We start from the raw sequence: 12,454 nt of genomic DNA, 5'->3' as shown, positions 1-12,454 counted from the left end.
CACGGCCCACCACGGTGGTCGGTCCGCGTCAGTCCAGGCAGAACTCGTTGCCCTCGGGGTCGGTCATCACGATGAAGCCGGCCTCCATCGGCGGGGCCGGCTCGTGACGGCGCACCCGCGTCGCTCCCAGGGCCACGAGCCGGACGCACTCGGCCTCCAGCGCGGCCATCCTCTCCTCGCCCCGCAGTCCGGGGGCGGCGCGGACATCGAGGTGCACCCGGTTCTTCGCGGTCTTGCCCTCGGGCACCTGCTGGAAGAAGAGCCGTGGGCCGTGGCCGTCCGGGTCCTCGACGGCCGATCTCGTGTTGCGCCGGTCCTGCGGTACGCCGGCCCGCGCGAGGAAGTCGTCCCAGGCGGCCAGGGGGTCCGCGCCCTGGGGCAGGTCCACTCCGGGCGGCCCGGGATGGACGTAGCCCAGGACGTCGCGCCAGAAGGCCGAAAGGGCCCGCGGGTCGTGTGCGTCGAAGGTGACTTGCAGGTGGCGGCTCACGGGCTTGCTCCATTCGTCGGGGGTACTCGGCTGTCCCCGGCGCCCACCCTGACATCGTGTGCGGACAGAATCGGTCCGCCTGCGCGGGCCGCCACGCGGATGCGGGGAGTGTTTCGCCGATCGGTGGCGCGAACGGGCGGCCCCACTCCAGGGCCCGGACCGTCGGGTCGGCGCGTGCCGAACGGGCCCCTCCCCGCCGGACGTTGGGGCACGCCGCGTCATCCCGGCCACTGCGGGGAGCGCCCCAGGGCGGTGAGGATGCGGTCAAGGGGGCGTACGGCACCGAGCGGCGCCAGCGCCGGGCGGAAGGCCGAGCCCGGGGCGAGCCGGTGTTCGCCGTCGGGTACGGCGAGGGCGATCGGCAGGGCCGCGTCGAGGAGTTCCGGCGGCGGGGCGTACGGCAGGCCGAGGGAGCGGGCCACGTCCCAGCCGTGCACCACGTAGTCGATGAAGTGGAACCCGATCGCCCGGCCGGCCGGGAACGTCGCACCGGGGCCGAATTCGGGGAGGGCGAAGGGCCGCTCCGCCGAGCCGACGGCCGCGAAGGCCTCGGCCACGAGGTCGCACGCCGCGGCGTATTCGGCGACGACATCGGCGCCGGCGGGCAGCGCCCGCCAGGCCTCCGCCCGATCGCCCCGCCCGGCCGCGGCGGCGGCGAATCCGCGGTGCTGGGCGGTCATGTGGGCGAGCAGCTCGGCGAGCGACCACCGCGTGCAGGGAGTCGGCCTGCCGAGATCGCCGGGCGTCACACGGCCGACGAACCCGGCACCGTAGCGCACCGCGCGGGCATCGGCGTCCCTGACCCGGTCCAGGCCGGCGGGGAGATCCCTATCGATATGCATATGCTTACGATCTGCATCAGCACATCATCTGTCAACGTGTATTTTCGGGCCATGACCGGGAGCGAGGACGGGACGGAGCGCGGCGGACAGCCCGCGCGCGAGGATCTGGCGGCGATGGTCGTGCCGCTCGGGCGGGCCCTGGTGGCCGCCGAGCTTCCCGTCCTGGAGGCCCACGGCCTGGCCATGTGGGCCTACTCCGTGCTGCTGCACCTGGAGGACGAGCCCGTGCGCACCCAAGCCGCGCTCGCCCGGTCCATCGGCGCCGACAAGACCCGCATCATCGGCGTCCTCGACGACCTGGAGCGGCGCGGACTGCTGGCCCGCCGCCCCGACCCGGCCGACCGGCGGGCCCGCCTGCTGTCGCTGACTCCCGAGGGACGGCGGCTGCGCGACACGGTGCGGTCCGCGATCCGCAGGCGCGAGGAACACCTCCTCGCACGCCTCCCCGCGGGGGACCGCCGGGGTTTCCTCAACGCCCTGCGGCTGCTGTCCGCCGTGCCTGCCGAAGAGATCGCCGAGGGGCCGGACGTGGGGGCCCCGGATCGCGCGGACCAGGGCACCTCGTAGGCTGGCGGTATGGCATCCACTCCAGTCACTCCTGGTCAGGCACTCGCCACTCTCCTCGAAGGAAACCGGCGCTTCGTCGCCGGGACCCCGGGGCATCCGAATCAGGACGCCGCGCGGCGGGCCGAACTGGCGCCCGTGCAGACGCCCTTCGCGGTCCTGCTCGGCTGCTCCGACTCCCGGCTCGCCGCCGAGATCATCTTCGACCAGGGCCTCGGTGACCTGTTCGTGGTCCGCACGGCGGGACACGTCCTGGGCCCGGAGGTGCTCGGCAGCATCGAGTACGGCACGAGCATCCTGGACTGCCGTCTCGTCGTCGTCCTCGGGCACGACTCGTGCGGCGCCGTGGCTGCCGCGCGATCCGCCGTCGAGGACGGGCTCCCCGCCACCGGCTACGTCCGTGACGTCGTCGAACGCGTCACCCCGAGCGTGCTCGCCGCACGCGCCGCCGGCGTCACCACGGACAGCGACTTCATCGACGCCCACATAAGGCACACCGTCGACCTGCTCCTGGACCGCTCGCGTGTCCTCGCCGACCAGGTCGCCGAGGGCCACACCGGCGTCGTGGGCCTGGCCTACCAGCTCGCCGAGGGCAACGCCCGGCTCGTCACCGCGCACGGCGTCGACACCGCGGCACCGGCCCCGGCCGTCGGCGGCTGAGCGCGACGCCTCACCGCGCTTGCGCGGCCCGCTTCAGCAAGTGGTCCCGCTCCCGGACGTTGCGGGTCAACGCGGCCGCGCGCTCGAACTCGGCGCGCGCCTCGGCGTGGCGCCCCAGCCGCTCCAGAAGGTCGGCCCGGACGCTCGGCAGCAAGTGATAGCCCCGCAGGGCGGGTTCGTCGCCGAGGGCGTCCACCAGCTCGAGACCGGCCGCGGGGCCCTCGGACATCGCCACGGCGACCGCCCGGTTGAGCTCGATCACGGGTGACGGAGTGATCGCCATCAGGCGGCCGTACAGGGCGGCGATCGAGGCCCAGTCGGTCTCCTCGTACCGCATCGTCCGTGCGTGGCACGCCGCGATGGCGGCCTGCAGGGAGTACGGGCCGTCTCCCGCCCGCTGGAGCGCCTCGATGCCGCGCCGGATGAACAGGCGGTTCCACCGGGCCCGGTTCTGATCGGCGAGCAGCACCGGTTCGCCGTCGGGCCCGGTGCGGGCCGCGATGCGGGAGGCCTGGAACTCCAACAGGGCCGCCAGGCCGTGCACTTCGGGTTCCTTGGGCATCAGGACGGCGAGTACCCGTGCCAGTCGGAGCGCGTCCTCGCACAGGCCGGGCCGCACCAGGTCGTCGCCCGCCGTCGCGGAGTACCCCTCGTTGAAGATCAGGTAGATGACTTCGAGCACCGAGGCCAGGCGGTTCTCGCGGTCCGCGCCGTAGGGCACTTCGAAGGCGACCGCGGCCTTGGCGAGGGCGCGTTTCGCACGGACTACACGCTGGGCGACCGTCGGTTCCGGGGCCAGGAACGCGCGGGCGATCTCCTGCGTGGTCAGGCCGCCGAGCAGCCGCAGGGTGAGCGCGATCCTGGCCTGCGTCGACAGGACGGGATGGCAGGCCGTGAAGATGAGCCGCAGCAGGTCGTCGTCGATGCCGTCCGGATCGTCGAAGTCCGCCGGGTCGGGCGGCGGCACGTCCTCGAGCGCCCGGCCGACTTCCGCGAGCTTGCGGGCGTACGTCTCCTTGCGCCGTACCAGGTCGATCGCCCGGCGCTTGGCGGTGGTCATCAGCCAGGCACCCGGCTTGTCGGGCACACCCGTGTCGGGCCACTGTTCCAGTGCGGCGACCAGCGCGTCCTGCGCCAGCTCCTCCGCGATGCCGACGTCCCGCACGATGCGGGCGACGCCCGCGATGATCCGCGCGGACTCGATCCTGAATACCGCTTCGACCGTCCCGGTCGCACTCACTGCCGTCACGGCGACCCATCAGAGCAGCCCCGAGCAGGTGCGGCAAGCGTGTCCGGGGTCGCGCGCCGCGCGTTGCGTAGCCTGGACGCATGCCCGAGCTTCAGCTTCTCCGCCTCGACCACGCCCCCGCGCTCCTGGAATTCGAGCGGGAGAACCGTCGCTATTTCGCGGCGTCGATTCCCGACCGGGGTGATGACTACTTCGCCCACTTCGACAGCCGGCTCCAGGCGCTGCTGGCCGAGCAGGAGGCGGGTGACTGCTTCTTCCACGTGGTGGTGGACGAGAACGGAGAGGTGCTGGGGAGGGTCAACTTGGTGGACGCGGACGGCGGTTCGGCCGAGCTCGGCTACCGCATCGCCGAGCGGTCCGCCGGCCGGGGCCTGGCCACGGCATGCGTCGAGGAAGTCTGCACGCTCGCCCGGGTGCGGTACGGCCTCACCGCTCTGCGCGCCAAGACCACCCTGGACAATGCCGGCTCCCGCACGGTCCTGGCACGCACGGGGTTCGTCCCCACCGGCACGATGCGGCTGAACGGGCGCCCCGCGCTCGGGTTCGTAAGGGAGTTGTGATGAGGGAGCTGTGATGTTCGTACGGCCCGAATGGCACGCCCGTAGGGAACGGATCGGCGCACTTCGCTGTCTACTCTCCTGAGCACCCCCGAGCGGTGCCGTCCGGGAGCGTCCGGGCGTTCTTCTGGCAGAGAGTTTTGTCGACCCATGGGTCTCACGAGTAACAAGGTGCTGGTACTGACCGTGCTGTGCGCCGTGGTGATGTTCGTCGTCACCATCTGGTTGTGGCCGCGCCTGGCCCGTCAGCACTGGAAGACGTTCCTGGGCAGGCTCGGCCTGCTCGTGGCGACACAGGTGCTTGTGTTCGCCGCAGTGGGGCTCGCGACCAACAACTCGTTCCTGTTCTTCGGCTCGTGGACGGACCTGTTCGGGCAGGAGCAGGGCGTCGGTGTGGTGGTCGACCACTAGGGCCCGGTCCCGGGGCTCCCGGGACCTGTGTCGCGCCCCCATGTGGGCGCGACACACAGCACCCTCCGGGGTGATCAGCGGCGGCGCCGCCCACCGAGCGCTCGGGCGAACAGCCCCCGCCCCCCGGCCGCACCGGCCGGTCGCCTCGCCTCCGGAACCTCCCGCTCCTCGGGAAGTCCCGGCACGTCCGGCACCGCCCGCGCTTCCGACGCCTCCCGCTCCTCCGGCGGAGCCGGGTGGAGCGGCTGCGGCGGTGCGGGCGCCTGGGCCCTCTTGCCGCTGATCCGGATCAGCGGCGCGCCCGCCACCTCCTCCACCCCGTGCCACAGGTCGGGACGGGACTCCAGCCACTTCAGGAGGTCGGCCCGCACCGGCCCGGCATCACCCCATGTGCCGTACGCCTTGGTCGCGGTGATGCAGATGAGCTTCAGTCCCTGTGTCGCGACCGCGCCCCACACGGCCGCGGCGACGCCGGGACAGTGTTCGGCCCGGAAGTCGTCGAAGGCCACGACCGCCTCCGCGGCGGCCGCCTTCTTGGACGCCACGATGTCGCCGTGCACGTGCTCGTAGAGGTGTGAGGCGTCGACATGGATGAAGCGGCAGCTGCCCGCCTCCACCCGCGAACCGATGACCGAGGTCGGGCCCTGGACGATGGTGGGCAACTCCTCGTGGAAGGCAAGGTAGTTCACCTCGAAGGCGTCCCGGGTGAGCGTGGAGTACGACTTGTCCATCTCGGCGCCGTTGGAGTCGTCGGGGGCCGGCGAGTCGAAGAGGTCGCACACCGTGAACCGCTCCCCCGGGCGCAGCCGGCCGCCCAGGAAGATCGCGCTCTTTCCCAGATAGGCACCGAGTTCGAGCAAGTCACCCGCCTGTTGCGGGACTTGGTCCTGCCGCTTCAGGAACCAGTCGAACAGGAGCTGATCGGCGGGCCAGAACCAGCCTTTGACGTCGGAGAATTGAGCCGGGGGCGCGGTCGCAGGCTGCCTCGTCGTGGGTGACATGGTCCGGTCCTATCCTCGCCGGATGTCCGTGGGGTGACCGCGGGGCGTGGCCGGGGCATCGGCACGACGACATACGCGCCGTGATCACAACGTGTCACCTGTTGGTCACTATTTGCATGGCGCAAAAAGTTCTTACAACCGATTTACGCCCCACCTACTCATAAAGGACATATAAGCGCACAATGGGATGGCGACATCGTGTCGCAGCGCGGCCAGACGTGCAGACTTTTTAGAAGGAGGCGAGTCGGATGGCCGACGTCTCACACCGCCCTGGTGATATCTCGGGGCACCCCGACGTGTCGGAAATGCGGGACCGCTACGCACGGGTGATGGAAACCCGTGGTGTCGCGGCCGTCGAGGAACTCGTGATCCTTGCCGGAATCTACGCGGCGATCTCCGGCTGGACGGTCCACTTCTCGGCCGCCAAGCCCACCCTCGCCATCAGCAACCTCATCGTCGGCATCGCCCTCGCCGTCCTGGGCCTGTGCATGTCGATGGTCCCGGAGAGGTCCCAGGATCTGAACTTCGTGGTTCTGCTCCTGGGCGCGTGGCTGATCGTCTCTCCCTGGGTCGTCGCACGAAGCGCCGGCACCGGAGCCATCCTCAGCAATGTCATCACAGGCGCATGTGTGTGCCTGTTCGCACTGGTCGCGGGCGGCATGTTGATGACCAGGTCCCGCAAGACCTGACGTCGGACGCCTCGCTCCGGCCCCGCCGCGAGGCATCCGTCGACCGTACGGAGCCTCCCGGGCGCCGGGGCCCGGCGCCCCCCCCGCACACGGGTCGCACGGCATGCGCCTCAACCCGGGTCAGCAATCCCGGAGTTGAAGCGGATCGCCGTGGGGCCCGTCAGTCGTTCTCACGCGGCCGCTCTCGCTCAGCCGTCAGTGTTCGCCGTCCCGCCCCGCCTCACGCGCCGTCTCCGTGGCGATCGCGCGGCCCTGCCGGGGGCGCCCACCACCCGGACGGTCCCTCTCGCCCGCTCATGGACAGGGGCGTGACGGCAGGTGCGGCGGGCCGTCCGCGACACCGGCCGGAGGGGCCTCCCTGCCGGGCCTGTGAGCGTGATCACAGCTCCGGTGGGGCGGCCGGGAGTACGCTTGCGCCATGCCTCCGCTCGTTCGACGCCGCCACGTGGACTTCGTCCGCGTCACGAGCATGGCCTGTCGCGCTCACCGCTGACCCCAGACTCCTTTTTTCCTCTCTCCCCGTGCCTCCCACGGCGCCCGCCCCACTCCGGCGGGGCCGTGACCGCGCCACCCGCGCCGGCCGGGGCACACCCAGCGGATGGCTCCCATGTCGTACGTGTCTTCTTCGCAGCTCCCGGTCATCGACCTCTCCGCCGCCGATCGCGGCCCCGAGGCCCGTCGGCGCCTGCACGCCCAGCTTCACGGCGCCGCGCACGGCGTCGGCTTCTTCCAGCTCGTCGGGCACGGCGTCACCGATGCCGAGACCTCCGCACTGAACGACACCATGCGGGCGTTCTTCCGGTTGCCCGAGGCCGACCGGCTCGCCATCGACAACGTCAACTCGCCCCATTTCCGGGGCTATACGCGCATCGGTGACGAACGCACCGGCGGCTCGCGCGACTGGCGCGATCAGCTCGACATCGGCGCCGAGCGGCCCGCCCGGATCCCGGGGCCGGGCGAGCCCGCGTACTGGTGGCTCCAGGGCCCCAACCAGTGGCCCGCCGCCCTTCCCGCGCTGCGAACCGCCGCACTCACCTGGATCGACCGGCTGAGCTCGGTCGCCGAGAAGCTGCTGCACGAGCTGCTCGCGTCGATCGGCGCGCCGCACGACTTCTACGACGACGTCTTCGGGGACCGGGCCCACCTGCACCTGAAGCTGGTGCGCTACCCCGGCAGCGCGGGCGACGGCACCGCTCAAGGTGTTGGCGCACACAAGGACTACGGCTTCCTGACCCTGCTGCACCAGGACACCGTCGGCGGCCTCCAGGTGCAGCGTGAGGACGGCCGTTTCCACGCCGTTCCGCCGCTGCCCGGCGCGTTCGTCGTCAACCTGGGCGAGCTGCTCGAAGTGGCCACCAACGGCTACCTGCTCGCCACCAACCACCGCGTGGTGAGCCCGCCCGGAGCCACCGAGCGCTTCTCCGTGCCGTTCTTCTACAACCCCCGCCTCGACGCCCGCATCGAGCCCCTCCCCTTCCCTCATGCCGCGCACGCTCCCGGAGCGACCGCCGACCCGGCCAACCCGCTCTTCGCCGAGTACGGGCGCAACGAGCTCAAGGGCAAGCTCCGCGCCCACCCGCTGGTCGCCGCCCGCCACCACGCGGACCTGCTCCTGACGGATCGCCCGCTCGCGGGCACCGCGGCGACGTCGTAGCACTCGAACTCGTGGGCCCGCGCGGCCACTTCAGGTGGGGTCACAGCTGCCGGTCCAACAGCAGTTCCGACAGGGCGACGAGTGCGTCCGCAGGGGTCCCACCCAGTGCCGCGGTCCGTAGGTGATCACGCCCCGCGGCCACCCTGGCGCGGGCCTCGCGCAGGGCGTACGCGCGGCCCCCCGCCTTCTCGACGAGCTCGGCGGCCCTGCGCAGGCACGCGGCGTCGGACACGCCGCCCGCGCCGAGCAGTTGGTCGAGGCGGGCACCGAGAGAAGGGTCTGCGGCGATCGCCCCGAGGATCGGCAGCGTCTTCTTCGCACGCCGCAGGTCGCTGTGGGCCGGCTTTCCGGTGCGGACGGGCTCGCCCCAGATGCCGAGAACGTCGTCGACCGCCTGGAACGCCAGGCCCCACTGCCTGCCCGCCCGCGCCAGTGCGTCCGTGAGCCGCGGCGGGGCGCCCGCGAGCACCGGCCCGAGGGCCGCGGCGCAGCCGAGCAGGGCGCCCGTCTTGCGCTCCGCCATGGCCCGGTACTCCCCCAGGCCCACAGCGTCCTCGCCGGTCCACGGCCGCGACTCGAAGAGCTCGTCGTCGGCCTGGCCGTGCACCAGCTCGCCGAGCATGGAGGTGAGGTGGCCCAGCGCCTCGCCGCCCCGCGCTCCACCGACCTCGGCGAGCGTACGGACGCCGAGGGCGAACAGGGCGTCGCCCGCCAGGAGCGCGGGGCCCGTGCCGAACGCCTTCCAGGCGCTGTCGCGATGCCGGCGTCGGCCGTCGCCGTCCATGATGTCGTCGTGCACCAGGGAGAACGTGTGGATCAGCTCGATCGCCACCGCCCCCGGAACCGCCACCTCCGCGGGCGCGCCGGCCGCCTCCGCGCCGAGGATCACGAGGGCCTGCCGGACCCCCTTGCCTCCGCCGCCTGCCCGCGGCGTACCGTCCGCCTCGCACCATCCGAACGCGTGCGAGGCGATCCGGCGCGGGCCCGGGTGCAGTTCCCGTACGGCCGTGCGCAGGGCCGGCTCGACCATGTCCCGGCACCGGGCGAGCGTGGCGACGGCGGCCGGACGGGCACCGGGGTGCGGCGCGGGCGGTCCCGGCTCGGCCTGGGGTGCGCTGTGCGCGGCGGTGTGGATGGACATGCGGTTCCGTTCCTGTCGCGGTGTGGAGGTACGAAGGACAGCGCGGGGGCGAGGGCCTCAGCGCGCGCGAGTGACGGCAGTGGCGGCGGCGGCCGGGACGCCCAGTTCGGCGCGCGCCGCGCCGATCAGGTCGCTGCCCCGCAGCAGGCCGATGGCGCCGAACGCCCGCTCCAGCTCGTCGAGGTCGGCGGCGGTCCGTTCCACCGCGCGCCCCTGACGGGCCTGCGCCTTCACCAGACCGAGCCGGGCGAGCGCCTCACCCCGGGGCTCGCCCATCGCCCGGAACTCGCCCAGCGCCCCGCGATAGCACTCCTCCGCCTCGGCGTGACGGCCAGCCCGGAACAGCACGTTGCCCCGCATCTTGTGGTTGTACGCCAGCGCGCCGACCAGTTGGATGGCCCGGCACAGCGTCTCCGCCTCGGTCAGCAGAGCCAGGGCCCGTTCGGTGTCGCCCCGGACGGAGTGCACATCGGCGATCCCGCGCAGCGCCCAGGCCCGGCCCCGGTCGTCCCCGGCGTTCTCGGCTATCCGAGCCGCCTCCTCGAACAGGGCGAGCGCACTGTCGAACGAGCCGGTGTTGCGGTGCATCTGCGCGATGCCTTCGAGCGCCCACACCGTGTGGCGGGCCTCGCCGCGCCGGCGCGCCTCGGCGAGGAGCTGCTCGTGCAGCCGGCCCACGGCCTCGTAGTCGCCCTGGATGCGTCCGGTCTCGGCCAGTCCCGCCAGGGAATAGCCGCGGGCAACGATGTCACCGCCCTGTTCGGCGAGTTCGGCCGCGATGGCGAGGCGGCGGCGGGCCAGCGCGAGCGCGCCGCGCTGGCGGGCCAGGGTGCCACCGCTCCACATGGCCCAGGCCATGGCACCGAGGTCACCTGCGCCGCGCGCCGCGCGGTAGCTGCCCTTCCACGCCTGCTCCGCCTCGTCGACGCGGCCGAGCCGCCTGCTCGCCTCGGCGACGGCGAGCCCGGCGTGCGCCACCTCCGCGGCGCCCGCCGTCGCTTCGGCCCTTCGTCGCTCCTCGACGGCCTTGGCCAGCACCTCCTCCAGTGAGGTGTTGACCGACAACTCCCCCAGGCTTCCCCGGTATTCGGGGGCGAACGCTTTGCCGTACATGGTGGTCTCGCTTCGGATCGTGGTGTGGAGCCCAGGGCTCCGCCTTGATCAAGAAGCTATGAGACGTCGGGGCGGTGACGAGTCACCCTCAGAGCCCGTGTGCCGTACATCGCAAGTCTGACGCGGGGCGCCGGGGTCAGTCGCGAGCGGTACTAGATGATCTTGGAGAGGTAGGCGTCGGCACGTTCCGGGTCCAGCAGCCAGTCTCGGTAGTCGGTCGGATCCGCATAGCCGTTGGCGAACCGGTGGGCGACCTCGGGGTGCTCGAAGGCGGCCGCCAGAACGCGTCCGACCTGCTCCGCCGAGGGCTGGCGCAGCATCAGGTCGGTGAAGGCGTGCGCGTGACGCGCGTGCTCCCAGTAGTCCTCGAAGGTCTCGCTCATCCATCGCCGGTCGTACGGCAGCTCGCCCCGCCGCAGGATCGCGTCGAGGTATCCGGCGGCGGCCCGCGCGGCGTTGTTGGCGCCCTGCCCCGTGAGCGGGTCGTTCGCGACGACCGCGTCCGCCATGCCGAGGACGTACCGTCCGGCCCCCAGTGCGGCCACGCCGTCCCGCACGGTCGGGGTGACCGCGCCGTACAGCGCGGCGCCCGCGTCGGTGGGTTCGGCGTCGGCGAAGCGCTCGTACTCCCAGGGCGCGTACTCCCGCAGGAGCTCCACCGCACGCCGCAGCCCTTCGCGCGGTCCGGGCCGGTCGGCCCAACAGTCGTACGGGCCGCCGGGCTTGGCTTCGAGAAGCAGGATCTCGCACGGGCCGCCGACGGTCAGGGCCTGAAGGGCGATCGCGTCGCCGACCGAGGGGACACCGGTGACGCGCAGGCACGTGTCGGACTCGTCGGCCCGGCCCGTGACGCCGCTCGCGTAGAACGCGGCCAGGGTGCGCTGCGGGCGGTCGTACACGGAGCGTCGCGCGTCGCGGCCGAACAGCGAGGAGAGCGTGCCCCGGCCGGCGGCGACGACGGTGAGATCGTGGCGGGCGGCGATGCCCGCGACATCGGCGGCCTCGACCGCACGGTGTTCCACCCGGCCGCCCCGCGAGGCGAACAGCTCCAGCCACGCGGAGAGTTTGAGCCGCTGGTCCACCGAGCGGGCCTCGGTGTCGTAGGAGGTGGTGAACCGCCTCACGCGGAGCTCGTGGCCCGCCGGGTCCCAGTGGTTCATCTCCAGGCCGCTCATCGCCGGGGCCTGTGCGCCCCAGAGGTCGAGCCCGGCCGCATGTTCCAGGGCGAGCGCCGGCCCGAACATGAGCTGTGTCGAGGTGATCCGGCCGTGGCGGATCCGCTCGGCGGTCCGCTCCGAGAACAGCGTCACGTCGTAGTGTGCCGCCTGGAGTCCCAGCGCCAGTTGCAGCCCTGCCTGTCCCGCCCCGATGATCGCGATCCTGCGCACCCGTGCCTCCGCCCGCTCCGCACCCGGCGCCCGCCGGGTCCGCCCCACCGTTGTACTGGGTGCCGGCGGGACTGCCTAGGGTCTGTCCGAACGCACCCGGAACCAAAGCCAACCAGATCCGCCGGACAGACCCTGGACGGCGGGGTCGTCAGGGTACGGATCACGCCGGGCCCGAATCCGGTGTGCCCGGCCGGCCGCTGGGCTACCGGCCGGTGACGGGCGCCTTCGCGCCCTTCTTGCTGTCGCAGACCAGACCCCTGATCCCCGCCGAGCCCTTGGGTGCGGCGGCTGCCTGTCCGTCCCGGCAGTCACCGTCGTCGGCCGCGTCGCGGCAACCCTGAAGCCAACGTCCGGGCGAGGCGGCGGCTTTGGGGCCGCCCTGCTCGTGACGCCACTGTTCGCAGCCGCCGCTCTTGAGGAAGCCCTGGGTCTTCCCGGTGGGGTCCGCCTTCATCCCGGCGAGGGCCACCACGTAGCCGCCCTCGTAGGCAACGTCGTCGTGGAACAGCGGCTTGTCGTTGAATGCCGACACCGCCACGGCTCCGATGCCGAGGCAGACGGCGAGACCGACGGCGAGGGCCATCAGGAGGTTCCGGCGGGAGGGACCTCGATGGGAGGTGTACTGCGGTGCCTGACCAAGAAGAACCATGTGGATCACTCTGACATACCGCCGGTCTCACTCCTCGAACACCCCC

General features: G+C 72.4%; 13 protein-coding genes and 1 pseudogene. 6 read left to right on the top strand and 8 right to left on the bottom strand.

What is annotated here, in order from left to right:
- Positions 1-28: 28 nt before the first annotated feature.
- Positions 29-490 (bottom strand): VOC family protein, encoded by a 462-nt coding sequence (locus OG432_RS32925; RefSeq protein ID WP_328314609.1) that lies wholly within the window; start codon positions 488-490, stop codon positions 29-31.
- Between the two features lie 218 nt (positions 491-708).
- On the bottom strand, positions 709-1,332 hold the full coding sequence (locus OG432_RS32920) for a TIGR03086 family metal-binding protein (RefSeq protein WP_328314608.1): 624 nt from the start codon (positions 1,330-1,332) through the stop codon (positions 709-711).
- A 51-nt stretch (positions 1,333-1,383) separates the two neighbouring features.
- On the opposite strand from OG432_RS32920, the gene OG432_RS32915 reads away from it, so the two are divergent.
- Together OG432_RS32915 and OG432_RS32910 are read left to right on the top strand one after the other, a co-directional pair.
- Positions 1,384-1,899, top strand: a complete 516-nt coding sequence (locus OG432_RS32915) for a MarR family winged helix-turn-helix transcriptional regulator (RefSeq protein ID WP_328314607.1) — start codon at positions 1,384-1,386, stop codon at positions 1,897-1,899.
- A 9-nt stretch (positions 1,900-1,908) separates the two neighbouring features.
- A complete protein-coding gene (locus tag OG432_RS32910) occupies positions 1,909-2,556 on the top strand; it encodes a carbonic anhydrase (RefSeq protein ID WP_328314606.1) in 648 nt (215 codons plus the stop codon).
- A 10-nt stretch (positions 2,557-2,566) separates the two neighbouring features.
- Here OG432_RS32910 and OG432_RS32905 read toward each other — a convergent pair whose 3' ends face one another.
- On the bottom strand, positions 2,567-3,796 hold the full coding sequence (locus OG432_RS32905; RefSeq protein WP_328315342.1) for an RNA polymerase sigma factor: 1,230 nt from the start codon (positions 3,794-3,796) through the stop codon (positions 2,567-2,569).
- 89 nt (positions 3,797-3,885) lie between these two features.
- Between OG432_RS32905 and OG432_RS32900 the strand changes: the two genes are divergently transcribed.
- A complete protein-coding gene (locus OG432_RS32900) occupies positions 3,886-4,365 on the top strand; it encodes a GNAT family N-acetyltransferase (protein ID WP_328314605.1) in 480 nt (159 codons plus the stop codon).
- Between the two features lie 147 nt (positions 4,366-4,512).
- Positions 4,513-4,770 (top strand): annotated as a pseudogene (locus OG432_RS32895) (esterase); the annotation flags it as partial.
- A gap of 77 nt (positions 4,771-4,847) precedes the next feature.
- Here the strand turns inward: OG432_RS32895 and OG432_RS32890 are convergent.
- Entirely contained in the window at positions 4,848-5,774 is a 927-nt protein-coding gene (locus OG432_RS32890; RefSeq protein WP_328314604.1) for a class I SAM-dependent methyltransferase, read from the bottom strand.
- Between the two features lie 248 nt (positions 5,775-6,022).
- Between OG432_RS32890 and OG432_RS32885 the strand changes: the two genes are divergently transcribed.
- Positions 6,023-6,463, top strand: a complete 441-nt coding sequence (locus OG432_RS32885; protein ID WP_328314603.1) for an SPW repeat protein — start codon at positions 6,023-6,025, stop codon at positions 6,461-6,463.
- A gap of 607 nt (positions 6,464-7,070) precedes the next feature.
- Positions 7,071-8,117 (top strand): isopenicillin N synthase family dioxygenase, encoded by a 1,047-nt coding sequence (locus tag OG432_RS32880; RefSeq protein WP_328314602.1) that lies wholly within the window; start codon positions 7,071-7,073, stop codon positions 8,115-8,117.
- Between the two features lie 40 nt (positions 8,118-8,157).
- On the opposite strand, the gene OG432_RS32875 is transcribed toward OG432_RS32880, so the two are convergent.
- From OG432_RS32875 to OG432_RS32860, 4 genes are all read right to left on the bottom strand, one after another.
- Positions 8,158-9,258, bottom strand: coding sequence for a polyprenyl synthetase family protein (locus OG432_RS32875; protein WP_443058511.1), 1,101 nt, complete (start codon positions 9,256-9,258; stop codon positions 8,158-8,160).
- A gap of 57 nt (positions 9,259-9,315) precedes the next feature.
- Positions 9,316-10,371, bottom strand: a complete 1,056-nt coding sequence (locus OG432_RS32870; protein WP_328314601.1) for a tetratricopeptide repeat protein — start codon at positions 10,369-10,371, stop codon at positions 9,316-9,318.
- A gap of 152 nt (positions 10,372-10,523) precedes the next feature.
- Positions 10,524-11,759 (bottom strand): styrene monooxygenase/indole monooxygenase family protein, encoded by a 1,236-nt coding sequence (locus OG432_RS32865; protein ID WP_328314600.1) that lies wholly within the window; start codon positions 11,757-11,759, stop codon positions 10,524-10,526.
- A 202-nt stretch (positions 11,760-11,961) separates the two neighbouring features.
- A complete protein-coding gene (locus OG432_RS32860) occupies positions 11,962-12,408 on the bottom strand; it encodes a hypothetical protein (protein WP_328314599.1) in 447 nt (148 codons plus the stop codon).
- Positions 12,409-12,454 lie beyond the last annotated feature (46 nt).

The sequence above is a fragment of the Streptomyces sp. NBC_00442 genome (assembly GCF_036014195.1).
Taxonomy (GTDB): Bacteria; Actinomycetota; Actinomycetes; order Streptomycetales; family Streptomycetaceae; genus Streptomyces.
The sequence above is the reverse complement of the archived record's forward strand: the minus strand, read 5'-3'. Positions and strand labels throughout refer to the sequence as shown.